At 69.7% G+C, this 25,157-nt stretch carries 23 protein-coding genes and 1 pseudogene; 14 read left to right on the forward strand and 10 right to left on the reverse strand.

Translation table 11 applies throughout. The annotated features are described in order from the left end of the window. Window positions 1-23 precede the first annotated feature (23 nt). Both ACOKM3_RS05685 and ACOKM3_RS05690 read right to left on the reverse strand, forming a co-directional pair. A complete protein-coding gene (locus ACOKM3_RS05685) occupies window positions 24-890 on the reverse strand; it encodes an amidohydrolase family protein (RefSeq protein ID WP_426897544.1) in 867 nt (288 codons plus the stop codon). Between the two features lie 73 nt (window positions 891-963). Beyond that, complete coding sequence (locus ACOKM3_RS05690) at window positions 964-1,857, reverse strand: substrate-binding domain-containing protein (RefSeq protein ID WP_426897546.1); 894 nt, start codon at window positions 1,855-1,857, stop codon at window positions 964-966. Between the two features lie 704 nt (window positions 1,858-2,561). Here ACOKM3_RS05690 and ACOKM3_RS05695 point away from each other — a divergent pair. The 4 genes from ACOKM3_RS05695 to ACOKM3_RS05710 all read left to right on the forward strand — a co-directional run bounded on the left by ACOKM3_RS05695 (window position 2,562) and on the right by ACOKM3_RS05710 (window position 8,285). Further along, on the forward strand, window positions 2,562-3,626 hold the full coding sequence (locus ACOKM3_RS05695; protein ID WP_426897548.1) for an ABC transporter substrate-binding protein: 1,065 nt from the start codon (window positions 2,562-2,564) through the stop codon (window positions 3,624-3,626). Between the two features lie 78 nt (window positions 3,627-3,704). Further along, window positions 3,705-5,432 (forward strand): ABC transporter permease, encoded by a 1,728-nt coding sequence (locus tag ACOKM3_RS05700; protein ID WP_426897550.1) that lies wholly within the window; start codon window positions 3,705-3,707, stop codon window positions 5,430-5,432. A gap of 17 nt (window positions 5,433-5,449) precedes the next feature. Further along, window positions 5,450-6,595 carry an ABC transporter ATP-binding protein gene (locus ACOKM3_RS05705; protein WP_426897552.1) on the forward strand — a complete coding sequence of 382 codons (1,146 nt, stop codon included), beginning with the start codon at window positions 5,450-5,452 and terminating at the stop codon, window positions 6,593-6,595. Window positions 6,596-6,608: 13 nt separating this feature from the next. After that, window positions 6,609-8,285, forward strand: coding sequence for a carboxylesterase/lipase family protein (locus tag ACOKM3_RS05710; RefSeq protein WP_426897554.1), 1,677 nt, complete (start codon window positions 6,609-6,611; stop codon window positions 8,283-8,285). A 50-nt stretch (window positions 8,286-8,335) separates the two neighbouring features. On the opposite strand, the gene ACOKM3_RS05715 is transcribed toward ACOKM3_RS05710, so the two are convergent. Beyond that, entirely contained in the window at window positions 8,336-9,316 is a 981-nt protein-coding gene (locus ACOKM3_RS05715) for a helix-turn-helix domain-containing protein (RefSeq protein WP_426897556.1), read from the reverse strand. 280 nt (window positions 9,317-9,596) lie between these two features. Between ACOKM3_RS05715 and ACOKM3_RS05720 the strand changes: the two genes are divergently transcribed. Both ACOKM3_RS05720 and ACOKM3_RS05725 read left to right on the forward strand, forming a co-directional pair. Continuing rightward, window positions 9,597-11,006, forward strand: coding sequence for an FAD-dependent oxidoreductase (locus tag ACOKM3_RS05720; protein WP_426897558.1), 1,410 nt, complete (start codon window positions 9,597-9,599; stop codon window positions 11,004-11,006). Between the two features lie 60 nt (window positions 11,007-11,066). Next, window positions 11,067-11,711, forward strand: coding sequence for a TMEM175 family protein (locus ACOKM3_RS05725; protein ID WP_426897560.1), 645 nt, complete (start codon window positions 11,067-11,069; stop codon window positions 11,709-11,711). On the opposite strand, the gene ACOKM3_RS05730 is transcribed toward ACOKM3_RS05725, so the two are convergent. Continuing rightward, window positions 11,665-12,915, reverse strand: a complete 1,251-nt coding sequence (locus tag ACOKM3_RS05730) for an alpha/beta hydrolase family protein (protein WP_426897562.1) — start codon at window positions 12,913-12,915, stop codon at window positions 11,665-11,667. The two genes, ACOKM3_RS05725 and ACOKM3_RS05730, sit on opposite strands and share 47 nt — an antisense overlap. Before the next feature lie 111 nt (window positions 12,916-13,026). Here ACOKM3_RS05730 and ACOKM3_RS05735 point away from each other — a divergent pair, with 111 nt between their 5' ends. Then, window positions 13,027-13,623: a TetR/AcrR family transcriptional regulator gene (locus ACOKM3_RS05735; RefSeq protein WP_426897564.1), complete on the forward strand. Its 597-nt coding sequence runs from the start codon at window positions 13,027-13,029 to the stop codon at window positions 13,621-13,623. Between the two features lie 69 nt (window positions 13,624-13,692). Here ACOKM3_RS05735 and ACOKM3_RS05740 read toward each other — a convergent pair whose 3' ends face one another. The 3 genes from ACOKM3_RS05740 to ACOKM3_RS05750 form a co-directional block, all read right to left on the reverse strand. Next, window positions 13,693-14,310 (reverse strand): TetR/AcrR family transcriptional regulator, encoded by a 618-nt coding sequence (locus ACOKM3_RS05740; protein WP_426897566.1) that lies wholly within the window; start codon window positions 14,308-14,310, stop codon window positions 13,693-13,695. Further along, window positions 14,307-15,155 carry an oxidoreductase gene (locus ACOKM3_RS05745; RefSeq protein ID WP_426897568.1) on the reverse strand — a complete coding sequence of 283 codons (849 nt, stop codon included), beginning with the start codon at window positions 15,153-15,155 and terminating at the stop codon, window positions 14,307-14,309. The genes ACOKM3_RS05740 and ACOKM3_RS05745 overlap by 4 nt, the downstream gene beginning before the upstream one ends. Window positions 15,156-15,375: 220 nt before the next feature. Further along, window positions 15,376-15,942 (reverse strand): TetR family transcriptional regulator, encoded by a 567-nt coding sequence (locus ACOKM3_RS05750; RefSeq protein WP_426897570.1) that lies wholly within the window; start codon window positions 15,940-15,942, stop codon window positions 15,376-15,378. A 119-nt stretch (window positions 15,943-16,061) separates the two neighbouring features. Between ACOKM3_RS05750 and ACOKM3_RS05755 the strand changes: the two genes are divergently transcribed. Beyond that, window positions 16,062-16,994 (forward strand): NADP-dependent oxidoreductase, encoded by a 933-nt coding sequence (locus tag ACOKM3_RS05755; protein WP_426897572.1) that lies wholly within the window; start codon window positions 16,062-16,064, stop codon window positions 16,992-16,994. Window positions 16,995-17,042: 48 nt separating this feature from the next. Continuing rightward, on the forward strand, window positions 17,043-18,113 hold the full coding sequence (locus ACOKM3_RS05760) for a saccharopine dehydrogenase NADP-binding domain-containing protein (protein ID WP_426897574.1): 1,071 nt from the start codon (window positions 17,043-17,045) through the stop codon (window positions 18,111-18,113). 141 nt (window positions 18,114-18,254) lie between these two features. On the opposite strand, the gene ACOKM3_RS05765 is transcribed toward ACOKM3_RS05760, so the two are convergent. Together ACOKM3_RS05765 and ACOKM3_RS05770 are read right to left on the reverse strand one after the other, a co-directional pair. Further along, the gene (locus ACOKM3_RS05765) at window positions 18,255-18,743 is read right to left on the reverse strand and encodes a MarR family winged helix-turn-helix transcriptional regulator (RefSeq protein WP_426906710.1); all 489 of its coding nucleotides are present in this window, start codon (window positions 18,741-18,743) and stop codon (window positions 18,255-18,257) included. Between the two features lie 725 nt (window positions 18,744-19,468). Continuing rightward, on the reverse strand, window positions 19,469-19,624 hold the full coding sequence (locus ACOKM3_RS05770) for a DUF6131 family protein (protein WP_426897576.1): 156 nt from the start codon (window positions 19,622-19,624) through the stop codon (window positions 19,469-19,471). Window positions 19,625-19,791: 167 nt separating this feature from the next. Between ACOKM3_RS05770 and ACOKM3_RS05775 the strand changes: the two genes are divergently transcribed. Then, window positions 19,792-20,634 (forward strand): DUF1206 domain-containing protein, encoded by an 843-nt coding sequence (locus tag ACOKM3_RS05775; protein ID WP_426897578.1) that lies wholly within the window; start codon window positions 19,792-19,794, stop codon window positions 20,632-20,634. Window positions 20,635-20,652: 18 nt separating this feature from the next. On the opposite strand, the gene ACOKM3_RS05780 is transcribed toward ACOKM3_RS05775, so the two are convergent. Continuing rightward, window positions 20,653-21,696 carry a LacI family DNA-binding transcriptional regulator gene (locus ACOKM3_RS05780; RefSeq protein ID WP_426897580.1) on the reverse strand — a complete coding sequence of 348 codons (1,044 nt, stop codon included), beginning with the start codon at window positions 21,694-21,696 and terminating at the stop codon, window positions 20,653-20,655. Window positions 21,697-21,840: 144 nt separating this feature from the next. Here ACOKM3_RS05780 and ACOKM3_RS05785 point away from each other — a divergent pair, with 144 nt between their 5' ends. The 4 genes and pseudogenes from ACOKM3_RS05785 to ACOKM3_RS05800 form a co-directional block, all read left to right on the forward strand. Continuing rightward, on the forward strand, window positions 21,841-23,019 hold the full coding sequence (locus ACOKM3_RS05785) for a phytanoyl-CoA dioxygenase family protein (protein ID WP_426897582.1): 1,179 nt from the start codon (window positions 21,841-21,843) through the stop codon (window positions 23,017-23,019). 70 nt (window positions 23,020-23,089) lie between these two features. Next, window positions 23,090-23,866 carry an SDR family oxidoreductase gene (locus ACOKM3_RS05790; protein WP_426897584.1) on the forward strand — a complete coding sequence of 259 codons (777 nt, stop codon included), beginning with the start codon at window positions 23,090-23,092 and terminating at the stop codon, window positions 23,864-23,866. A gap of 54 nt (window positions 23,867-23,920) precedes the next feature. Next, complete coding sequence (locus tag ACOKM3_RS05795; RefSeq protein ID WP_426897586.1) at window positions 23,921-24,934, forward strand: Gfo/Idh/MocA family protein; 1,014 nt, start codon at window positions 23,921-23,923, stop codon at window positions 24,932-24,934. Window positions 24,935-24,937: 3 nt separating this feature from the next. Beyond that, window positions 24,938-25,105: pseudogene (locus ACOKM3_RS05800) on the forward strand (Gfo/Idh/MocA family protein); the annotation flags it as partial. Window positions 25,106-25,157: the final 52 nt, after the last annotated feature.

Below are 25,157 nucleotides of genomic sequence, written 5' to 3' on the forward strand. Positions count from 1 at the left end.
CGCCCACGCGGGGTTGGCAGTGGCTATCGGTTGGTCGCGGGAGCGTTGTAGACACGGGCGGCATTGCCGCCGAGGACGGCCTCGAGCTCGTCCGGTGACATCCAGGACAGGAGGCCCTCGATGGAGTCGCGCAGGTCCTTCAGGGAGCCGTCGGACGCCGGGAAGTTCGATCCCCACATCAGGTGATCGGCGCCGAAGATGCCCGCGAGGCGTCGCAGCACCTCGGCGACGTCGGCGCCCTCCGTGTCCTCGAGGCGGCGCAGCGCCGGAGGGGTGATCTTGAGGTTGACCCGCGGGAAGCGGGCCAGCTGCCCGAGTTCGTCGAGCTTCGGGTACGAGGGGCCACCACTGGCGTCGGGGCGTCCGGCGTGGTCGAGCAGCACGGTCAACGTCGGGTGTGCTTCGAGTACTTGGAGGAGCTTGCCGGTGTCCTTCGAGTGCATCTGGATGCACACCGGCACACCACGGCTCTCCACGTAGTCCCAGACCGCGGCCATCCGCTCGTCCGAGAGACCGCTGCCCGGCGTGGGGACCTTCGTGGTGCCGTCGGACACCCGGATGCGGACGCCGCTGAAGCCGCGCTCCTCGATCCAGTGCCGCAGGTCGGGCACGGCCGAGTCGGAGAGGAAGTCGACGGCGCAGACACCGACCAGGCGGTCCGGGTACTTGGCCAGGGCGTCGGCCGCGTACCGGTTGTCGAATCCGTACACGGTGGAGGCGTGCACGAGGGCGGCCCGTTCGACGCCCGCTTCGTCGAGGCTCCGGATCAGGCCGGTGACATCCACGGGCCGGGTCTGGGACCACTCGGAGCGGGTGCCGCCGAGCGGCTTTGGCGGGTAGGTGTCGGCGTCGCTGGAGATGGCGTGGGTGTGGGTGTCGAAGTAGCGCATCAGCTCTCCTCTGAACGGTGTCGGTGCAGCGTGTACGGCAGCGGTGTACGAAGGGTCCGGCCGCGCGAGCCGGTCACGGGCGGCCCACGTGGCGGTTGAAGTCGGCGAAGAGATCCGCCGCGTCCAGGTCGCCCTTGATGACTTCCTGCTCGCGGGCGTAGCGGATGGCCGTCTGGAGGGTGGCCAGGAGGGTGTCGCTGACACCGTGCTGCACCACGAGTTCGCGGGTGGAGCCGGTCGGCTCGACGGGCCGGGCGGCGTCGATGCCGGCGCAAAGACCCCGGTAGACCTCTCGTACGAGGTCGGGCCTGGACTCCAGGAGGTCCTTGCGCACGACGGCGAGATGGTTGATCGGGGCCCAGCCGTGGTCCTCCAGGAACCGTGCCTGCTGGGCCTTCCAGTCGGTGATGAGCGGGACAAGGCCGTCCACGTGGTCGGCCGAGCGCGCACCCATGACTACCGCGGACAGCTCGTCGTCCCGCAGGGCGTCCACCAGGGGGCGCGAGGTGCGCTCGACGTTGGGGGGCTCGGGTGCGCCGTCGACGTGTGCACCCTCGCGGGTCACCCATGTCACGTCCTGGGAGCGCACACCGTAGGTGTCACTGAGCACACCACGGACCCACAGGCCCGTCGTCTGGCTGTAGGCACGCACACCGACCCGCCGTCCGCGCAGGTCCTCGGGGCGGAGCTGCCCCTCACCGCCCCATACGGAGATGGACTTGTGGTGGAAGTTGCCGTGCAGGACCACGGGCAGCGCGGCCACCGGGACACCGGCCTCGACGGCCTGCAGGAGGGTGGCGATGGCGAGCTCGGAGACGTCGTAGCGCAGCTCCCGGACCATCGGGGCGAACGCCCGGTGGATGGGCTCGATCTCCGGGAAGTCGAGTTCGCAGGCGACCTTCACGGTGCCGTCGAGAAGCGGTTCCGTATGCGGGTAGCGACGCAGCGCCACCGTGAGCCGCGTCATCGTGCGACCCCTCGGTGGCTCCTGCGGAACCCTGCGTTACGGCGGCGTTGACTGATCATGTCGTTCTCCTCACCGGACGCTTTTTGTTTGACAATGCGGGGAAGCTAACAGCGGTTTCGCCCCATCCACAAGGCTCCGGCATGAGAATCGTCAAACAATCCGGCTCGGCGGGCGCCCCCGCACCTGCCGAGGACGGCGCCTCCCGCCCGAGCCGCGCCAGAACCGGACGGGCGGTGCCGCGCGAGAGATCGCACACCGACTCTTTGTCCAACAATGAGAGACCACCCCTCACGGAATCCGGGATCCGACCACGGCCGCTACACCCCTACACCCAGCACCTTTGCGGCACCTGTCCATGCGCACAACAGGCGGAAACGGCGAGGGAACGGGATTTTTGCGTGACGGGGTTCACGTCGAGCAGGGCCGGTGCTACGGTCCATTTTGTTTGACAAAGCGTCTGAGCCGCGAGGGGCCGCCACGGTCCACTCACAGTCGCCCGCACCGCCAGGGCCCGGCACCTGCCCGCGTCGACCAGAGGTCTTCGCCGCCCGGTGCCCCGCCTCCCACGTTCATCCCTGTTGCTGTGCAGAAGAACATGACGCGCCGCTGCCGCTGAGCGCGTGACGTAGACCAGGTGCCCTGCGCAACGTTGGGCGCGTACCCCCGAGGAGGGGATGGCGATCAGTCATAACGTGAAGAGAAAGGTGACACGGCGCAGTGCCACCGGTTGCGCGGCACTCGCGCTGCTCACGACGGCCGTCGCGACCGGCTGCGGAGCGGGAGCCACGCAGACCGAACTCCCCGCGTCGATGACTGCCCTGGAGAAACAGGCGAAGAAGGAGGGCGAGGTCGTCTGGGCCTCCTGGAACCCGGAAGCCCAGATGCAGCCCGCGATCGACCTGTTCAAGAAGAAGCATCCCGGCATCAAGGTCAAGTACACGAACATCAAGGCACCGGACCAGGTGAGCCAGCTCAGGATGGAGCAGGCCGCCAAGAAGGTGTCGATCGACGTGGCGAACGCCGGCGGACTCACCATGACACCGGCGGTCAAGCTGGCCGGTGACGTCGACTGGTCGAAGTACGGCATCGATGACAAGAACGTCTTCGCCAAGAACTTCGTCTACGTCTGGGCCACGCCCAAGGTGTGGGCCTACAACACCGACAAAGTCAAACCCGCTGATGTGCCCAAGAGTTGGGACGATCTGCTCGACGCCAAGTGGTCCGGTGGCAAGATCTCCGCGGAGTCGCGCGCGTCGTTCATGTCCGTCTGGGACCTCGACGACTCCATGGGCGAGACGAAGGCACTGGCGTGGGCCAAGAAGTTCGGCGCACTGAAGCCGCACTACTCGCCGAACGTCACCCAGGCCGAAGCACCCATCGAGTCGGGCCAGGTGACCATCGGGACCAGTCTCGCCAGTCTGGCCCTCGCCGCGAAGGCGAAGGGAGCGCCCGTCGGCATCGCGCCGATCTCGCCGACCAGCGCCAGCGAGTCGTACCTCTACATCCCCAAGGGTGCCCAGCACCCGGCTGCCGCGGCGCTGCTCACCTCGTTCCTGTCGTCCGACGCCGCCCAGAAGGTGCTCGCGAAGAGCTACAACTCCCGGATCCCGGTGGACACCGACTGCTCGGATCCGGGTGACACCGCCGTCCTCGAAGCGATGTGCGCGGCGCATCTGAAGTGGTACGGCACCAAGACACTCGCCAAGTACAACAAGCTCTCCACGTTCTATCCAAAGGTAGAGAAGGAATTCGGGACCGATGTGGGCTAGCGATATGAACAAGACCGGGGGCCCGCGATGGTCCTGAAAACCGACGAAACGACACCGCCGGCGGTCGGGGAACCGCCCATGGCGCCGGAGAACCGCACTGCCGCGACACGGCGGAAGCTCGCGCCGGCGGCCGGCACGCTGCTGACCGTGGCGATGGCCGTCCTGGTGGGCTATCTGGTCCTGGTCCCCCTCGCGATCCTGATCTACAGCAGTCTGAAGCCGTCCCCCACCGAGCTGCCCTTCGATGTCCCCGGCTTCTCGCTCGACAACTTCCAGGCCGTGTTCGAGTCCAGCCGGCTGGGGACGGTGACACTCAACACCGTCATCTACGTGGTCGGTTCGCTCCTCGTCGCCCTCGTACTCAGCCTCAGCCTCGCCTACCTCTTCGAGCGGACCGACCTGCCCGGGCGCAGGTTCCTCAGCCCGATGGCGCTGGCCCCGATGGCGGTGCCGGTCACAGTGATGGCGATCGCGTGGGCACTCGTCGCGAACCCCGCGAACGGGCCGCTGGCGATCCTGATCCACAAGATCTTCGGCGTCCACATCGACATCTATTCCATCCCCGGGATGATTCTGGTGATGGGCATCTTCGGGGTGCCCAGCATGTACCTGATGATCGCCCCGGCGCTCGCCCGGCTCAATCCCGAACTCGAGGAGGCCGCCGCGACGGTGGGTGCCTCCCTGTGGCGGCGCCTGCGGCTGATCGTCCTGCCGCTCGTGGCACCTGCCGTGTCCGCGGCCGGGATCCTGTTCATCGTCGTGGCGCTCGAAGGGTTCGCCATTCCCGCGGTCCTCGGACTGCCGGACAAGATCTTCGTCTTCAGCAGCCTCATCCAGTACTCGCTGCAACCGCCCGGCGGCATCCCCAACTACGGTCAGGCCAGCACCTACGGCGTCCTCATCCTCGTGGTGTCACTCGTCCTGCTCGCCGTGTACCGGCGCCGCGTCCGTGACACCAACCGGTTCCGGGTCGTGGTCGGCAAGGGCTACCGCCAGACCCGGGTCAGCCTCGGGAAGTGGCGGATCCCCGTCTTCATCGTCGTCTGCGCCTACATGTTCATCGGCATCGTGCTGCCCATCCTGGCCCTGCTGTGGACGAGCTTCTCGCCCTACACCCGACCCATCACGTGGTCCGGGTTCGAGTCGATGACCTTCGCGAACTACAGCAACCTGCTCGACATCCCGGACATCGGCAAGATCCTGCTGAACACGGCGGAGGTCGTCCTGGTCACCGCCACGGTGACCACGGCGATGTCGGTGTGGATCGCCGTGGCCGCGGCACGGCGGCAGTTCCGGGGCAGCACGCTCCTGTTCGAGACCCAGTTCGCGGTCTTCGGGATTCCGAGCGTCGTCCTCGGCGCCGCCGTCCTGTTCCTGTACCTGTTCGTTCCGATCCCGATCTACGGCACCGTATGGATCATCGTCGTCGCACTCGTGACCCGCTTCCTGCCCCGCAGTTCACGCATGGTGCAGACGGCGCTCCTGCAACTGGACGACGGCCTCATCGAGGCCGCGCGCGTCACCGGCGCGAGCCCGGCCACCGTGACCCGCACGGTGCTGCTCCCGCTGCTGCGGCCGACCCTGTGGAAGAGCTGGCTGTGGGTCTTCGCCCACGCGCTGGGCGAGCTCCCGATCGCCCTGCTGCTGACCAGTTCGGACAACCGCACGCTGGTGGTGGTCCTGTGGGACACGTTCACGTCCAGCGTCGACAACCCCACGGCGAGCGCCCTGGCCGTGGTCCTCGTGGTGATTTCGACGGCTGCGGTATGGCTGGTCAACCGGCGCAGCGACATGCAGGAGGCCTGAGAGAGATGGTGGAAACGATGAGCAAGAACCCCGTGAACTCGATCGTCATCACGGAGCTGCGCAAGTCCTACGACCGGGCGGCCGGCAGCGCGTCCGCGTACGCCGTCGACGGTGTCTCCTTCGACGTCCCCAAGGGGCAGTTCGTCACGCTGCTCGGGCCCAGCGGGTGCGGAAAGACGACGACCCTTCGCTGTGTCGCGGGCCTCGAACAGGCCACGAGCGGGCGGATCGAGATGGGCGGGCAGGTGATGTTCGATGTGCCGCAGAAGATCCATGTCCGCCCCGAGGACCGGCCCATCGCGATGGTCCCGCAGTCCTACGGCATCTGGCCGCACATGACCGTCCTCGACAACGCGGCCTTCCCGATGCGGCACGGGCGCAACCGCCGCAAGGGCCAGGACATCCGGGGGCGCGCCCTGGACATGCTCGACCAGGTGGGTCTCGCCCCCATGGCGGACCGCTGGGCCACCCATCTGAGCGGCGGCCAGCAGCAGCGCCTGGCCTTCGCCCGTGCCCTGCTCGGCGACCCCGAGGTGCTGCTCCTCGACGAGCCGCTGTCGAACCTCGACGCGAAGCTGCGCTCCAAGCTCCGCCAGGAACTCCGTTCCTTCCAGGAGCAGTTCGGGGTCACCGCGCTGTACGTCACCCACGACCAGGCGGAGGCCCTGGCGCTCTCGGACATCGTGATCGTGATGAACCACGGGCACATCGAGCAGATCGACCACCCGGAACGGCTCTACGACCACCCCCGTTCGTCCTTCGTCGCCGACTTCATCGGCAGCGCCAACCTGCTGCCCGTGCAGGATGTCTCGCCCCTGCGCGACGGCGTCGGCGTGACCGCGAAGACCGACGTCGGCCCGGTGGTCTGCGGCCGCTCGTCGGCCGACGAGAGCCAACGGCCCAGCAGCGGCGGCTACGTGTGCGTACGCCCGGAGAACGTGAAGGTCCGGACCACCGCTGAGGGACAGGAACCGACGCTGGGGGACGCCGAGTTCCTCGCCACGGTCGACTCCTCCGAGTTCCTCGGCGACCGCCTCGAACTGGTCGTCCGCGCCGCCGACATACCGATCACGGTCTCCGCCCGGGCCGGCCTCGGGTGTCGTCCCGGCGACCGGGTCGTCGTGGGATTCGACGCGGACACGACCAGCTACCTGGCGAGTTGAGGAGGACCGTGGCATGAGGTTCGGTGATACGACACCCACCCGGCGCTCCCTGCTCGCCTCCGCGCTCCTCGCCGCGGCCGCCGGACCGGTCCTCGCCACGGCGGGCCCGGCCTCGGCCGCCACCGGACGCACCGTACGGACCGCGTCCGGCATGCTGCGCGGCACCCCGGGAAGCGACACATCCATCACCGCCTTCAAGGGCATCCCGTACGCCGCCGCCCCGGTCGGGGACCTCCGCTGGAAGCCGCCGGCGCTGCCCGCCCCGTGGAAGGGTGTACGCGATGCCGACGCGTTCGGCGCCTCTCCCCCGCAGGCCCAGACCGCCGACGGCAGCCTGACGATGAGCGAGGACTGCCTGTTCCTCAATGTCTGGACCGGCGCATCGCGCGGAGACCGGCAGCGGCCGGTGTTCGTCTGGATCTACGGAGGCGGATTCTCCGGCGGCACGAGTTCGGACCCGCTGTTCGACGGCGAGAACCTGGCCCGCAAGGGCGTGGTCGTCGTGACCTTCAACTACCGTCTCGGCGCGCTGGGTTTCCTCTCCACGCCGAAGCTGAGCGCGGAGTCCCCGCACGGCGTCTCCGGGAACTACGGCCTGCTCGACCAGGTCGCGGCCCTGAAGTGGGTGCGGCGCAACATCGCCGCGTTCGGCGGCGATCCGGGCAACGTGACCATCGGCGGCCAGTCCGCCGGCGCGGGCTCGGTCGGGTTCCTGTCCATGTCACCGCTCGCCACGGGACTCTTCCGGCGCTCGATCGCCGAGAGCCAGGTCCGCGACCCGGGCGATCCCGAACTGCGCTACCTCGGCACCTCCTACCGCAAGGCCGCCACTGCCGAGGAGCAGGGCAGCGCCTACGCCTCCTCGCACGGCGCGGCGAACCTCAAGGAGCTGCGCGCCCTGCGCTGGCAGGACCTGAACGACGCCGCGGCCCTCCCGGACACCACAGTCGACACCGGGAGCATCGCCAAACCGCCCCTGTTCAGACCCGTCGTGGACGGCTGGCTGATCCCGTCGGACTACGCCACGACGCTCACCCGAGGCACCCAGAACGACGTCATGTTCCTCGCGGGCAACAACCTCGACGAGAGCGGCGCCGTCCCGGAGACCGCCTTCGACTACTGGCGGAAGGCCGGCTACCCCGACCGCCCCGGCGCGCCACCCATCCATGTCACCCTCGACGACTACACCGGCGCCGCCCGGCGGAAGTTCGGCGCCATGGCCGACGAGTTCCTCCGGCTCTACCCCGCGACCACGGACGACGAGGCGGCCCGTGCGAGCAACGACGCGGTCCGCGACAACGCGCGCGCCTCGACGTACCTGTGGGCCACGCGCTGGACCCGCCACACGGACCGCCCCGTGCACACCTACTTCTGGACCCACCGGCCGCCCGGCCCCGACCACGACATCCGCGGCGCGTACCACGCCTCCGAGATCGCCTACGTCTTCGCCAACCCGACGACGTACTGGACCGACAAGGACCACGAGATCGCGGACGTCATGTCGTCCTACTGGGCCAACTACGCCGCCACGGGCGACCCCAACGGCCACGGCCTCTCCAACTGGCCTACGTACAAGCCCACTTCACCCACGACCATGGAGGTCGGCGACCGCTTCGGACCGGTCGCGGTCGCGTCACCCGAGCGGCTCGACTTCTGGAGGAGGTTCTTCGCCACGCAGGAAGCGTGGTAGCTCTGACCGTCGCCGCCACGAAACACGCCGGCGACGACCGGGCAGGCCTTTCATGAGGAGTTCCGACCCGCGGTGGGAGTTTCGGCGAATTGTTTCTTGTATGCCTTGACGAAATGACTGCTGTCGGCGAAGTGCCAGCGAGCGGCGATTTCGGACACGGTCAGGCGTGTCGAGATCAACTCGGCCCTGGCGCGTTCGAGGCGGCGTTCGCGCACGTATCCCATGACCGACGACGTGCCGCCTTGGCCGAACGCGCGGTAGAGGGTGCGGACGGACACGTTCAAAGCCGCCGCGATCCCCCGGGGGTTGAGTTCGGGGTCGGCCCGCAGCCGGGCCTCTATGAGGTCGGTCGCCGCCCTGAGGAGTGCGGGTGCGCACTCCGCGTCGTCGATGACCTGGTCGTTCAGCAGCCCTCTGAACAGCTCCAGAGTCGCGTTGCGGGCGGCCCCGGCGGCGGCAGCACCGAGTCCGTCCGACAGTTCGGCCCAGAGACGCAGCTGGGCGAGCAGAAGTGCCGCCGCGGGCGACGCCTGTTCCGCGGTGACCGCCTGTGTGTTGGCCGGGAAGCGGATCTCGCTCGCGGGAAGGACCAGGGTGACCGCCCGGGTGCCCCGGTCGATCTCGAAGTCCCACGGGTGCTCGTTCCTTCGTACCAACACCGTTCCGGCCGCTGCCGTGGAGAGCCGACTCCCCGAGGTGAAGCGCCACTCCCCCTGGAGCGTGATGCTCGTGACGATGCGGTCCTCAAGGTGCCCCTCCGGGCCCCCGGTGGTCCCCGTGACCGCGTCGCTGTACTGGTCCTCGAGGAAGAAGTCGAGCATGTTCTGCTTCCAGATGCGGGCGCGGTACGTCCCTTCGCTGTGCCGCGGCAGCAGCAGTGGCGGAGCCGGCACCTGCTCGCCGCCCTGGCGCCGCCACTCCCCGAGTAACACATGGTTCCGGTTCTCGTTCGCGTAGGGCACGGCGACGTCGACCACGGGTGTGGAGGGGTCCCCGACCCGCCAGGGTGACACGTTGGCTCCGGTGCTCATCCGGGCCAAGCTACTCCTCCTTCCCCTGGCCACCGCCGCCGGCCGGGCTCATCGTGCGGCCCCGGGTGGCAGGGAAGTACAACGCACGTGGCCGACCGGTACACGTCACCGTCCTCCGGGCCCTGTGAGCATGATCGGGCGCCATTCCTCCTCCCCCGGCACGAGCGGGCTCTCCCGTCCGGAGACGAGCAGGTTGCGCCGGACCTTCGGGCCCTTGTTCCGACCTCCTGGGCGCTGATCCGTCCGCCCAGGCCCTCTCGCTCACCAACTGGAGTGTTCAGTGTCCGAATCCGTGGCGGCCCTCTTCGAGGGTCTCCTCGGCGCCGAGCCGCCGCACGACGCATCCGTTCTGTTCGACACGGCGTGCGTGATGGGCGGGAGCATCGCGGGACTCCTCGCGGCACGGGTGCTCGCCGATCGCGCGCGCAAGGTCGTCATCGTCGAGCCCGACGACATGTCAGCGGGAGCCGGGACACGCCCCGGGGTGCCCCAGGACCAGCAGGTGCACACGCTGTTGCCGGCCGGCAGACAGTGGATCGAGCGGTGGCTTCCCGGCGTCACGCAGGAGGCACAGGACCTTGGCGCGTCGCTCTGCGGACCCGACAAGGTGCTCGTCTGCTACGACGGCATCCGGCAGGCGTCGGACGGCGAGGGCCCTCATCTCCTCGCGGTGGGGCGCCCTTTGCTGGAAGCTCTCGTCCGGGCCCGGGTCACCGCACTGCCCAACGTCTCGGTGCTGCGTGCGCGGGCGACCGGGTTGCGGTACGGCGACGGGGCCGTCGCCGGCGTGCGCTTCGCCAGGTCCGGAACGGGAGTTCAGGGAGAGCGGGCGGAGGAGGTGCTCGTGGCCGATTTCGCCGTGGACGCGATGGGACGCTCCAGCAGGCTGTCGAGCTGGCTCGCGCAGGACGGTTACGACCAGCCCCGGCTCGAGAGGCTGGAAGCCCCGGTCAACTATGCGACCGCTCTGTTCGAGCGAGCGGCGGGGCTCGAGGAGTTGGAAGCGGGGACGGTACTGCAGCTGTTCACACCGCGGTACCCGTCCGGAGGAGTGTCCGTCGCGGCGGCGAACGCGATCGAAGACAAGCAGTGGCTCGTCATGCTGATGGGATACGGCGACAACCGGCCCGGCGGGACGATCGACGAGTTCCGCGCGAAGTGCGCCGGACTACCCGCGGTCCTCAGTGAAGCCACCAGCGGCGCCATCACCCGCGGGGTGGTGACGTACCGTCAGGCGGAGAGCAGGCGGCGTCACTTCACCGAAGCCGGCCGCCTGCCTGCGCGCCTTGTCGGCGCGGGAGACGCCGTGGCGTCCTTCAACCCGGTCTACGGCCAGGGAATGAGCTCTGCCGCTCTGCACGCCTCCTGCTTGACCTCCTACCTCGACAGCGGCGCCGACCTCGATGCGGCAGCCACGGAGTTCTTCCGTCTGCAGCAGGTGATCGTCGACGCGGCCTGGGCCGTGTCCGCGGGAGGTGACGCCGCCCGCATCGACGCCGAGAACGGTACCGACGTGCCGGAGGAGGTGCGGCAGCAGCGTCGGGCGATGGAACAGATCGTCGGCGCCACTCTCGTCGACGCGGACGTGGCACGGGCGTTCAGCAACGTCTCCTACATGCTGCGTCACCCCGCCTCGCTGTCCGACCCGGGGCTCCTGAAGAAGGCAGCAGCCGCAGATCAACGACATTGACCTCATCACCGTCCCGCACGACGAGTTCACCAGACTTCCCGACAAAGGAGACGTACGACCATGAGTGCCGCGCCGACCGGCCAGGAGACGACAGGCCTGCCGAGCGAACGGCTGCTGTTGTTCACCGACGCGGTGACCGCCATCTCCCTCACGCTGCTGGTCCTGCCGCTGGTCGACCTCGTCCCCGAGGCCGCGTCCGCCCATGAGCACGCCCGGGACGTCATCTTCGACCATCTCGACCAGATCTGGAGCTTCTTGCTGAGCTTCGCCGTGGTGGCCAGGTTCTGGTACGCCCACCACCGGTCCTACTCCGCGGTCGGCTCGCTCAACCGTTCCCTGACGGTGTGGAACATGGGCTGGCTGCTGTGCATCGTGGTCCTGCCCCTCCCGACCGAGATGATCGGGTCCTTCGGGCGCGACCGGTTCGCGGCCACGTTCTACTACCTCACACTCCTGGCCAGCACGGTGTGCCACACGGCGATGCTGAGGGTGCTGAAGTCGCACCCCGAACTGCTCGCCTCCCAGGGGGAGAGCTCTCGCGACCTGGTCAACCACTCCTACGCCGAGTCCATCCGCAACGTCGTGGCGCTGGTCATAGCTCTTGCGATCGCGCTCGCCGTGCCGGCCCTGCAGTTCTACAGCCTGCTGCTGCTCGCCTTCACTCCGTGGATGGAGCGCCTGAGCCCCCGGCACCGCTCGCGCTGAGCCACGTGGCCCCGGGGAGGGTCTCGTCGAGCCAGTCGTACATGTGCTGGTGGAGGGTGGAGCGGCCGCCGTAGCTGCAGTGTTCGCCGGCTCCCTGCGTCTCGGGGAGGGTGATCAACGTGCTTGGGCTCTTGAGGGCTTGGTGCATGCGGAGTGGTTCGCCGTTGAAGGCGAAGTCGTTGTCCGGGTCGAAGACGAGGGCCCGGGTGGTGATCTGCTGAGCGACACCCTCAAGGGTGTAGGCGCGGGAGCGGCGCACGTAATCGGGCACGGAGTCCGCGCCGAAGGTCCAGACGCCGTTGCGCAGAGCCCAGCGCAGGGATGTGCTGTGCGTCAGAGCCGGCAGGACCTGCTCGACTTCTTCGTCACGGCCGTCCAGGGCCCATTGCAGCAGCCACGACGGGACCAGCCGGCTGGTGGCGTCGTAGTAGCTGTAGATGCCGCCGTCCAATACGAGGGCCGCGGCGCGGTGTTCGAAGGCGGCGGCGCGGGCGGTCAAGTGGCCGCCGAAGCTGTAGCCGTGCAGCGCGATGCGGTCGGGGTCGATCTCCGGTCGGGTGAGGGCGTGGTCGACGACAGGGGTGAGGACGGCTTCCCAGTCGGGGCGGAAGAACAGGCGCTGCTCGCGCAGGGCGGCGCCCTGCCCGGGGCCGTCGTAGGCGAGGCAGTTGTAGCCGCGGCGCAGGGCGGCCGCTGCGACGGCGAAGTAGGACTCTTCCAGGATCGAGTCGAATCCGCTGGTGAAGATGACGGTTGGGCGCGGGGTCGCGGAGTCGTCGACCAGGAAGAGGTAGCCGGGCAGGGTCGTGTTCTCGTAAGGGATCGAGACCGGCTCGACCGGGGTGTCCAGGTGGGCGGCGGCCGTGGCGAACGTGCTGCGTGCCAGGCACGAGAGCTCCTTGGCCCGGTCGTCGTCGAAGGCGTTGTCACGGAGGTAGAACTCGGCGGTGCGGTAGTAGTTCGAGGCCCTCAACAGGGCTTCGCGAGCGCTCACTCGGTGGCCGGCGGCGAGCGCCTTCTCGCCCAGGGCGTGGACCCGGGCGGCGGTGGCGCGCCACTGCTGGTACCAGGCGTCCTCGTCACCGTCGGGGATGGCACGGGCAGTGACGATGATTTCCCCGAGATCGGCGCCGCCGTAGGGGGCGAAGCAGGCGGTGCGCAGGGTCTCGAAGGTGAAGGACTCGTCGTCGAAGAGAAATTCCATGGTGATCTCCCACCCATTGTCGAGACGGTGCCGTTCCGTCTCGCTTGGAGTGCGACCGTAACCCCCGACTACCCGAGACGCAACCGTCTCGTCTTGGGTATGCTCTCGATCATGAGCCGATCAGCCCCAGCCCGCCCTCCGGGTGGCCCGGTCCTCCAGGACACCGTCACCGACGCGCTCCGTACCGCCTTCTTCGAGGAACTCGCCGAAGTCGGCTACGGGAAAATGTCGTTGGAAGCCGTCGCCCGCCGCGCCGGCACCGGCAAGGCGGCCATCTACCGGCGCTGGCCGTCCAAGGAGGCCATGACCGTCGACCTCGTCGTGCAGGTCTCGGTGACCGCCGCCGACACCCCCGACACCGGCAGCCTGCGCGGCGACGTACTGGCCTACCTCACCAAGACCGAACAGGCATTGCGCCATCCGCTGGCCTCCCGCATCCTGCCCGACCTGCTCGCCGCTCGTGCCTACCACCCGGGCATCGCCGCCACGTTGGGCGATCGCATCGGCGAAGAGCGCCGCGAAAGGGTCGGTACGATCCTGCGCCGGGCCGTCGACCGCGGCGAACTGCCCGCCGACACCGACCTGGACCTCGGCCTCGACTTCCTGGCGGGCCCGCTGTACTGGGCCACCGCGGTCCGGCAGGCCCCCACCGACCCGGGCCTCCTTGACCGTATGACCGACAAGGTCATTGCCGCCCTCGCCGCATAGCGGAACCGATTCCCATCAGCGGAATCGGTTCCGTATGACTGTGCGCCTCGCCATCATCAGGGCGCGTGATCAGGTGGTCAGGCCGGCGCTGGTCAGCCAGATGTGTTCGCAGGTCGCCGACGCCTCCCGGAGCTTCTCGCGGGATTCCTGCGAGGCGTGGTAGAAGGTCCGCTCGATCATCCAGCACAGGGCGCGCGCCATCGCCGAGGCCTGGTCCGGTGCGCTGCCGGCCTGGACGCCGGCGCGCTCCAGGACGGCGGTGATGGCCGCGATGAACAGGTCGGCCGTGTGATTCCACAGCTCGCCGATCTCCGGCACGGTCAGCGACAGGTCGATCGCCGTGCGCATGACCAGGCCGTGCTCGTTCCACAGCTCGACCGTGCGTTCCAGGGCCGCCGCGATGGCCTGGCGCGGCTCGTCGGCCCGCGCGGTGGCTTCGGACCGTTTCCACAGGTGCTCGACGGTCCGGGCCACGAGCGCCGTGGCCACTTCCTGCTTGGAGCCGAAGTAGAAGTACAGAGCGCCTCGGGTGATGCCCGCGCCCTGGGCGATGTCTCCGACGGTCATGGCGTCGTAGCCCTTTTGCACCAGCAGGGCCTCGCAGGTGTCGAGGATGGCCCGCTCCCGAACGTCGCCCTTGCGTTCGGTGGCGCGACGGCTGCGCGCGGGCTGGTCGCCGGTCGTCAAAGCTGAGCACCCTCTGCGAAGTCGGTTGTACGCGAGAGCGTCTCCCACGCACGGATGTCCTCGTCCACCGCCGTGCGCGCGGCGGTGACCAGCCGCAGCGCGTCCGAGCCCAGGACGAGGTGGGCCGGCGGCTGCTCGACCGACGTGATGTGCACGACCGCTTCCCCGGCCTTGGCCGGATTGCCCAGCTGGTTCCCGCTGGCCTTCTGGCGCGCCTCACGGATGGGGGTGAACAGCTCGTCGTAGTCGTCGATGGACTGCGGGGCGCGTGTCATGGATCGCCCGGCCCAGTCGGTGCGGAAGGAGCCGGGCTCGATCGCCGTCACGTGGATACCGAACTGCGCGACCTCCTTGCCCAGCGCCTCCAGGATGCCTTCCAGGGCGAACTTGCTGCCGCAGTAGGCGGACATGCCGGGCACCGCCATCAGTCCGCCCATGGAGGTGACGGCCATCAGGTGTCCCCGGCGGCGCCGGCGCATGTGGGGCAGTGCGGCCCGCAGGGTGGCCGCCGCCCCGAACACGTTGACCTCGAACTGCCGCCGCACCTCGGCCGGCGGGGTTTCCTCGAAGGTCCCCTCCAAGCCGTACCCGGCGTTGGCGATGACGACGTCCAGCGGACCGACACTGCTCTCGACCTCGGCGACCACGCCGGATACGGCGTCATCGTCGGTCACGTCCAGGATGCGGCCGTGAGCGTGCCCGGGCCCGAGCTCTTCGAACGACCGCACGTCCTTCTCGGAACGGACGGTGCCGACGACTGTGTGCCCGGCTGCCAGGGCCGCCTGGGCGAAAGCGCGTCCCAGGCCTGTGCTGACGCCGGTGATGAGCCAGTTCTGCTTCGCCACTGTTCCTCCTACGGAGAGGTCTCGAGGGAACGGGTCTGCCCCTTCGGCAAAGTCTACACAGTGTCGATTTTTATCGTCGCAGTGTCGATTCCCACGATGGCAGGCCGGTTCACAGGCCGGGGCACGTTTTGGGCAGGCCGGCGGCGCACTGGTGGGCGCGCAGCAACGTGGAGCCCACCGACGCGAGCGCCGGCGGACAGATGACGGGCAGGAATGTGGTTCAGCCGCCGGCGGCCAGGGTCCGCAGTCGGTCCAAGGTCTCGCGAATGATGTCCCGCAAGTCTTGATCGTCGGTGGCGGTGACCCATCGCGAGAAGGCCACGCGGAACACGGCGATGCTTGTCTCGGCGGCCAGGCCGGCCTCGATGTCGCCGATGCCCCGCTGGCGCAACCTGTCGGCCAGGGCGGCCGACAGGGACGTGAGCTTGATCAACTCTCGTTCGCGGAGCTCCGCGTTGGCCATGATCACACCCTGTCGCTTCCGGGCGCTCTCACGGTCGTCGCCCACCATCAGGGCCACGCTGTCGAGTACGGCCGCGACGGCATCCAGCGCCGGCGCCGTGGCGGGCACCCCCTCGAGAGCAGCCAGCGACTCCTCTTCCAGGGCGGAGGACGCGTCGAAGAGGACCTCGCGCTTGTCGGCGAAATGCCGGAAGAACGTGCGGGCGGTGACGCCCGCCCGCTCGGCGATGTCCGCCACCGTCGTCTGCTCGAAGCCGCGCTCCAGATAGAGCGACAGCGCCGCCTCGCGCAGCCGGTCACCGGCCCCAGGCTTCCACCGTCCCATGCCGAGAGTGTAGGTGATGTCACCTCGTGACAGCCCGCTCCGATCGCCGCGATGTCACTCGATGACATCGCAGTGGTAGAGTGATGTCATTCAATGACATCACTTGATGGAGGCCCGGGATGAAGCGCATCCAGTACCACCAGTACGGCGGACCCGAAGTCATGCGTCTGGAAGATTTCGAGCCGGCCCACCCTGGCTCCGGCGAGGTCCTCGTCCGCGTGCGGGCGGCCGCGGCCAATCCGATGGACTGGGGTATCCGCAGCGGCGCGATGAAGATGGTGACGGGGCGGAAGTTCCCGCGCGCACTGGGCTACGACTTCGCGGGCGTCGTCGAGGCGGTCGGCAAGGGCGTCACCCGGCTCGCCGTCGGCGACGAAGTGCTCGGCGGGGCGTCCATCAAGGCGTCGGGAGCTTTCTCCGAGATGGTCCTCGCCGAGGAGCGCGGCGTCGTGAAGAAGCCCGCGAACCTCTCCTTCGAGGAGGCCGCCGCCGTCCCGACCGTCGGCCTCACCGCACTCCAGGCCGTGGTCAACAAGGGAAAACTGCGGCCCGGGCAATCGGCCTTCATCAACGGCTGCCTCGGTGGGGTCGGCCGGGCCGGCGCCCAGATCGCGCTGGCGCACGGCGCCTCGGTGGGAGGCAGCTGCCGGGCCACCGCCACGCAGGATGCGCGCGACCTCGGCCTCGACCCGATCGTCGAGTTCGGCTTCGACCCGACGGCGCTCAGCGGGCGATTCGACCTCGTCCTCGACACCGCCGACACGCTCCCGACCGACGCGGCGAAGAAGATGCTGAAGCCGGGCGGACGCATCGTCAGCATCCACCCCACCCCCGCGAACATGGCCAAGAGCGCACTGCCGGGCCCGTACAACGTCTTGATCACCAGGCCCGTCACGGCGGACCTCGAGGAGGTCGCTCGCGCCGCCGGAGGCGGCAGCCTGCGGGTGCCGATCGCCCGCACGGTGCCGCTCACCGATGCCATCAAGGCCCTGACCGAGCTCGAGCGCGAGGGCACGCCCAAGGGCGGCAAGCTCGTCATCACGACAGGCTGACCCTCGGATCCGTCCGACCCTCGCCCCTCAACCAGAGGAACTCTTCGCATGACTGAACAGATCTGGGTGCTCGGTGGCACCGGGCGCAGCGGCCGCACCATCGCAGCGCAGCTGGCCCATCTCGGCCGGACAGCCGTCCTCGTCGGCCGGGACGCGAACCGCCTGCGCGCCGCGGCACAGCAGACCGGCAGCGAAATGCTGCAGGCCCCGTCCCTTGCGGCCGCCGCCGCGGAGATCCGGCAGCGACGCCCCGCCGTGGTCATCAACACGGTCGGACCGTTCACCACGACGGCCCCGGGGATCGTCGACGCCTGCCGCGACGTCGGCAGCCACTACATCGACCTGGCGAACGATGTCGCCGCGCTCTCCGCCGCGTACGAGATGCACGACGCGGCCGTCCAGGCGGGGCATACGGTGGTCACGGGTGCCGGGTTCGGCGTGACCGCCACCGAGAGCGTCGTGGTGAAGCTCTGCGAGGGCCGGCCCGCCCCGCTTCGGGTCCGTGTCGACATGGTGCCCTCGATCGCGATGGAGGAAGGCACCGCCGGTGAAGCCTTGATCGGCACCCTTCTGGGCAGCCTCCATGGCCGTCGGATCACCGATGGCCACCTGGCACCGGCCCGGATCTTCGGCGACGCGGAGCGCCTCACCCTGCCGGACGGCTCGCAGGTCACCACCGCGAGCATGCCGTCGGGCGAGCTGCTTGCGGCGCACCGGGCGAGCGGGGCCCGCCATGTGCTTTCGGCGACCAGCGAAGCACCCTCCTCGCCTCTGCTCCGGGCGATGATGCCCGCCCTGAGCACCCTCATGCGAGCGGAACGGCTGCGCTCGTTCACCACACGTCGCCTCGCCCGGGTGCGCGTCAAAGCGAAGGAGCGCCCCCGCGATCACTCCTGGGGGCACGCCGTGGTGACGTGGGCCGACGGTGAGACCCGAGAGGGCTGGCTGCGCCTGGGCGACGCGCAGGAGTTCACCGGAGCGGTGTCCGCGGAGATCGCCCGGCGGCTGCTGGCCGGTGAGGGCCGACCTGGCGCATACACTCCGGCCGCCCTCTTCGGCCCGACCCTCGCCGAATCGTGCGGCGCCGCGTACCTTCTGCCCCGGCCCGGCCGACGGTGACCTGCCGCCGCCCCTGCCCGATACGCCGGACCTCGCGGCCAAGAGCATCGGCTTCGTTGGTTCCGCCGGGTGACACCGTCCTCCCCCCACGAGAGCCGATATCCGTGGGTGCATCCACAACCGCACGCGCCGGCACCGTCATTACGCGTCCTGGTTGACCTGCGCGAGATGGGCGTCCATCGCGGCGCACATCTCCCCCAGCAACTCCCCGAACTGCTCGAGGAGTTCGGGCGGGTAGCGGCCGATGACGGTGTCCATGGGGGCCGCCAGGGGGCGGAAGAATTCGTCGGCACGTTCTTGGATGTGCGAGCTGCTGCGCAGGGTGACCACGCGGCGGTCGCTGTGTTCGCGGCTGCGGACGATGTGTCCGGCCTCCTCGAGGCGGTTGAGGAGGGAGGTCGTCGCCCCGGACGACAGCAGGATGCGCTTGCTGAGGCGGGCCGGGGAGATCGGGGCGCCGCGCTCCTCGGCCGCGATGATCTCCAACAGTGCGGCCGCGTCCGTGGAGTACAGGCCGAGGTGGGCGGCGAAGCTGCGGCTGAGTTCCGCGTAGTGGCCGCCGTAGACCCTCAGGGATTCCACCAGCGCCTCACGCCGCGCCGCCACCTCGTCGAGCGCCGACTCCTCCATCACGAACGGGCCGTCCTTCCCCTGCGTCTGCGTCACCATCGCCGGACCTGCACTCGCAGACCGTCCTCGACAATCTACCCAGGCTGCCGCCGACGAGTTCAGCCACGCCGTCACAGACAGCGCGGGAGCCGCGATCGGCCCGCGGGGAGGGAACCCGTACGCTCGACGGCCCACCACCCCGTCAGCCGAACAGCGGATACCCGCCCAGCCCCCGGCATGCCTTCAACTGGAAGGGACACCCGTCAAGTTGGAACGGCCGCCACCGATCATGGCGATCGGTGGCGGCCGTCGAGCGCGAGGACGGGCGGCTCCCCCACCGTCTCCTCGCGCGGGTGCCCTCTGCGACAGCGGGGAGCGGGAGTACCCCGCTCGTAGTCGCGCAGATGGGCGGGGATGCTGGATCCGCGCCGATTCGGAATGGCGCGGCTCCAGCGGGCCCTGATGGACTGGCGTCGACATCGGGGGCAGGGAGCCGACAGGCAACGAGCGCGTGGAACCGAGCGTACTGCGCGTGCCTCCCGTACAACCAGGGCTCGTATCCGGCGCATTCAGCGCCTTTAGGGCTCTGCCCTTGATTACCCGACCGTCGCTTCGGCGTTGCGGCGTCCGTCCGCTCCGGCCCGACGACGCGCCTCACACCTGCGGGGCCGGTGGAGACCTTCTCCACCGGCCCCGGTACGGCGCAGGGCGCTTTCGGCGTGCCGACGACCACGCAGGGGTGCGGCTCAGAAGTAGTGTTTGCGGCCGCCGACCGCGCGGCCCGTCGAGCCGGCGATCCACAGGACCGCGCCGACCACTACGAGCACGCTGCCGACGATCGTGAGCAGCGAGACACCGACCAGCAGGCCGATGATGAGCAAGATGGCGCCGAGCACAATCATTTTCGGGCTCCGATCTCAAGGGCTCTTCGGTGCGTACGGGCTCCTCGTGCCTGCTCCGAGTGCCCCGCCGTCCGCCGCCCATGCGTCAACGGGCCCATGAGGCCCGGCCCCCGCTCGCCCGGACGCCTCGATGCATCGCCTCCCGATCCGGGGGCATTCGGTGGGACATGGCCACTCGATGGGCACCAGCACGCGGACGCGGGCGAGCGCGCCGCGCGGCGAACAGCAACGCGGTCGCGGCAGGAGCCCGTGCGGGCTTCGTCGCTCGGGGAGTCCTCTACGTCCTGATCGGCGTCCTGGCCCTGCGGATCGCCTTCTCCGACGGCGGAGGCGATCAGGCGGACCGGGGCGGCGCGGTCACCCAGATCGCCCAACAGCCCTTCGGCAGCGCCCTGTTGTGGCTTCTCGGCATCTCCCTGGCGGGGATGGCGCTGTGGCGGCTGTCCGAGGCGGCGTTCGGTCAGGCGGGACCTGATGGCCGTAAGGCGAGCAAGCGGGCGATGTCCGCGGCCCGTTGCGTGTTCTACGGATTCGTCTCGTACTCCGTGCTCAGCTACGCGGCCGGGAACGAGGGCAGCGGCAGTGGCAGCTCGGACAAGAACTCGCAGGACGTCACGGCCGAGGCGCTGGACTGGCCAGGCGGCCGGTGGATCGTGGGGGTCGCCGGTGCCGCGCTGGTCGTGATCGGCCTGTCGCTCGCGGTCCGGGCTCTCCTGCGCAAGTTCCGCAAGCACCTGAAGATGTCCCAGATGTCGAGGCGCCCTCGCCGGGCGGTCGAGGCGGCCGGGGTCCTCGGCGGCACGGCGCGGGGCGCGGTCTTCTGTGTCGCCGGCGCCTTCGCCATCGCCGCGGCCGTCCGGCACGAGCCCGGCAAGGCCAAGGGCGTGGACGACACCCTGCGCGCCTTCACCGACACTCCCGTCGGGCCCTGGCTGCTGGCCCTGATCGCGCTCGGCCTCATGGCCTTCGGCGCGTTCTCCTGGGCCAACGCCCGCTGGCGCAAGGTCTGAAGCAGGACCCGGCGCTGCTCAACTCCCCACCGACACCGCCCTTTTGGGCGGCACGTTGTACGGCGTGACCACCTGGATCGGCGACGGCAACGAAGGTCCGTCGTCGGGCAGCGCCTTGTGGGCCCGCATGATGGTCTGGCAGGCGTGGCGCATGTCCTGGCGCAGGTCGTGGTGGAGGACCGCGGAGATGCGTTGCTCGCGCAGGAGCCGGGTGTTGTCGTGGTCCAGGTCGTGGGCGATGAACACCGCGCACTCCCTGCCGAGGGCGTCGAAGGCCGCCACGGTCGACGCGTTGCCGCCTCCCATGGAGTAGACGGCGTTCACGGACGGGTCCCGTTCGAGGGCTTCCAGTACGAGGTCGTACTGGGTGGCGTCCAGGCCGTCGCTGTCGGTGACCTCGACCAGGGTGCGGTGCGGCTGGTGGTTGCGCATCGCGCTGCGGAAGCCCATCTCGCGCTCCTCCTCGCCCCGGAAGAAGCCCCGGCTGATCGTGGCGAGCACATTGCCCGGCCGGTCGCCGAGCCACTGCCCGACGAGGTACGCGGCGGTGGCCCCGGCCGCCCGGTTGTCGATGCCGACGTACGCGCGGCGGGCGGTGCCGGGCAGGTCGGTCACCAGGGTCACGACGGGGATGCCGGCGGCGATCAGCCGGCCGACGGCGGCCGTGACCTCCGGCAGGTCGGGAGCCTTGAGGATCACACCCTGCGAACCCCGCTTGGCAATCTTGTCCAGGGTCGCCGCCAGGTCCGCGGCGCGCCCCGTCTCCCTGAAGTGGAAGCGCGAGCGCATCACGGCCGGGTGCAGCGCGGGCAGTTCGGCCTCGAGCGCCTCGCGCACGGCGGTGGAGAACCGCTCCGGTGTCTGCATCACGATGTCGATCATGAAGGTGCGTCCGCCGATCCTGACCTGGGTCCGCTGCCGGTCCAGGTCCTTGATCGCCTGCCGGACCTCCCGCACGGTGCTCTCCCGTACGCCGCCCCGGTCGTTGAGTACCCGGTCGACCGTGGCCTCGCTGAGCCCGGCCTGACGGGCGATCTCCCTGATCGGATAGGGGTGTCGCATCGCTCGGTCCCACTCTTCCTCGATGGCCGTTCGCTGCGTCGACGGCCCTTTCGTTGATGGCTTTTTGAAGGGTTTCTGCGGATTGAATGAGGGTCTCTGGTTCATCAGACTGGCAGAAGAACAACGACTTCGAAAGGATCCGGGATGTCCCTCACAGATGCGGGATCGCGGGCGTGGCTGAGCGAAGGCGACTGCGCACTCGACGAGTTCCGCTCTCTGGTCGAGCAGCGCACCGACGTGCGTGACTACCCGTCGGCGGCAGGCATCGAGCAGAACGTCGTCGTCTACGACAGCGAGCGGCTCCGCGGTCTCGGCGCCACGGCCGAGGGCCGGCGGAGCGTGCAGGGAGAGCTGGCCCGGGCCCTGCTCGACGGTCCCGGCATCGTGGTCCTCAAGCGCGCGTTCGCGGACACCGCCGTCGTGGACCGGGCGTCCGAGGTCTTCCGGGCGCTGATCGAGGAGGAGCGTGCGACGGGTGCCTCCCGCGGCGACCACTTCGCCAAGCCGGGCGCCAACGACCGGGTGTGGAACGCCCTCGACAAGGCGGCCGTCCGCGCGCCGCAGGTCTTCGCCGACTACTACGCCAACGACATGCTCGCGCTGGTCTCCGAGGCCTGGCTCGGCCCCGCGTACCAGGTCACGTCGCAGATCAACGTGGTCAACCCGGGCGGCGCCGCCCAGTCGGCGCACCGCGACTACCACCTCGGATTCCTCTCCCAGGAACGGGCGGCCGCCTACCCCGCCCACGTCCACCGCCTCTCCCCCGTGCTGACCCTGCAGGGCGCGGTGGCGCACTGCGCGATGCCGGTCGAGTCCGGTCCGACGCTGTACCTTCCGCACTCGCAGAAGTACGAGCCCGGCTATCTGGCGTGGCGGCGGCCGGAGTTCGTCGAGTACTTCGACGCCCATCACGTGCAGCTGCCGCTGGACAAGGGTGACGCGGTGTTCTTCAACCCCGCGCTGTTCCACGCCGCAGGGCACAACCGTTCCGCGGACATCAGGCGCATGGCGAACCTGCTGCAGGTGTCCTCCGCCTTCGGACGCGCCATGGAGACCGTCGACCGCGAGGCCATGGCGAACGCCGTCTTCCCCGTCCTGCTCCAGCGCAAGTCCGAAGGTGTGTCGGACGACTGGCTCCGTCGCGTGGTCGCCGCCACCGCCGAGGGCTACCCGTTCCCGACGAACCTGGACCTGGACCCGCCGGTCGAGGGACTCGCTCCGCCGTCCCAGGCGGACACCCTCTGGCAGGCCGTGAGCGAGGGCTGGGACCCCGCGCGGCTGAGCGAGGAGCTGCGGGCGGGCGCGAAGCGCCGCCAGAGCTGACGCCCCCCTGACCGGCCTTCCGAACCGACCTGCCGAACTGGCCGTCCGACCCCAAGGAGATACAGCAGCTATGGGCCTTCTGGACACCCCCCTGCTCGCGGACAAGGTCGTCCTCGTCAACGGCGGCAGCCAGGGCGTCGGCGCGGGCGTCGTACGAGCGGCCGTGCGCGAAGGCGCGGCCGTCGTGTTCACGGGACGCCGCGCCGAGGTGGGCGAGAAGCTCGCCGCGGACACCGGCGCGCTCTTCGTCCGCGCGGATCTCACGGACCCGGAGCAGGCGCGCGACAGCGTCACCCGGGCGGTCACGGCGCACGGCCGCGTCGACTGTGTGGTGAACGCGGCCGGGCTCACCTCGCGCGGCTCCCTCCTCGACACCACACCCGAGCTGTTCGACGCGCACATGGCCATCAATCTGCGGGCGCCGTTCTTCGCCATGCAGGCCGCGGTGGCCGATATGACGGCCCGTAAGGCTCCGGGCACCGTCGTCAACATCGGCTCCAACTGCGCGAACGGCGGCCCGGCCCATCTGGCGGCGTACTCCGCCGCCAAGGCGGGGCTCGCCGGTCTGACCAAGAACGCGGCACACGCCCACCGTTGGGACCGCATCCGGATCAACGCGCTCAACATCGGCTGGACGGACACCGAGGGCGAGGACGCCACCCAGCGCGCCTTCCACGGCGCGGGCGACGACTGGCGCGAACAGGCCGCCAAGGCGCAGCCGATGGGCAAGCTCGGCCAGGTCGACGAGATCGCCGACTTCGTCGTCCTGCTGCTGTCCGACCGCAGCGGCGTGGTGACCGGATCGGTCATCGACTGGGACCAGACCGTCTTCGGCGGACTCGACTGACACCCGGCACCGCCCGCCAATACCCGTCCCCTTGGCTCAAGGAACAGGAATCACATGCGTATAGGCATCATGGGGCTCGGCCGGATCGGCGCGTTCCACGCGCAGACCCTGGCCGGACTCGACTCGGTCGACTCACTGGTGGTCACCGACCCGGTGGCCGCGGCCGCCGCATCCGCCGCAGAGCGGTTCGGAGCCACCGCCGTGGACTCCCCCGAGGCGGTGCTCGCCGCGGGCGTCGACGGCGTCGTGGTCGCCGCCGCGACCGACGCGCACCCGGAGCTGATCCTCGCCGCGGTCAAGGCCGGGGTGCCGGTGTTCTGCGAGAAGCCCGTGGCGCGCAGCGTCGCGGAGAGCCTCGATGTGCTCCACGCGGTGCAGGGCAGCGGTGTCGAGGTGCACATCGGCTACAACCGGCGCTTCGACGCGGGCTGTGTCGCGGCCCGCGAGGCCGTGGTGAGCGGCGAGTTGGGGGCGCTGCACACCGTGCGGTCCACAACCTTGGACCCGGCGCCGCCGCCGGCCGGCTATGTCGCCGTCTCCGGTGGCATCTTCCGCGACTGCAGCGTGCACGACTTCGACATCGTGCGCTGGGTGACGGGCCGCGAGGTCACCGAGGTGTACGCGGCCGGGGGCAACCGGGGCGAGCGGTACATCCGTGACGCGGGCGACGTCGACACGGCGTCCGCGCTGCTCACGCTCGACGACGGCACCATCGCCGTCATCTCCAACTCCCGCCACAACGCCCGCGGTTACGACGTGCGCCTGGAACTGCACGGCATGAAGGACAGCATCGCGGTGGGCCTGGAGGACAAGCTGCCGCTGCGCTCCGTCGAGCCGGGAGTCACCTTCCCCGCAGGCACGCCGCACGACTTCTTCATGGACCGCTTCGCCGACGCCTACCGCGCCGAACTCGCCGCGTTCACCGAGGTCGTCGCGGGATCCCGGCCCTCCCCGTGCACCGTGGCCGACGCCATCGAGGCGAGCCGGATCGCCGACGCGTGCACGCTCTCCCTGACGGAGCACCGGCCGGTGCGGCTCGACGAGGTGCGTACGGAGCGAGGTGCGTAGGGCATGACGGACGAGCCCCTGCGGATCGGCGTGCTCGGCGCGTCCCGCATCGCCGCGTTGTCCATGGTCGGACCGGCCCGGTCCTGCGGTCACCGTCTTGTCGCGGTGGCGGCCCGCGACCGCGACCGGGCCGCCGCCTTCGCCACGGAACACGGCGTCGAGCGGGTCGTCGGTTGGCGTGACGGGCGGGAACGAGCAGGGAGGGGCGGTGCCGGTCCGGCAC

Origin of the sequence: Streptomyces nidicola (genome assembly GCF_050106155.1) — a bacterium.
Classification (GTDB): Bacteria; Actinomycetota; Actinomycetes; order Streptomycetales; family Streptomycetaceae; genus Streptomyces.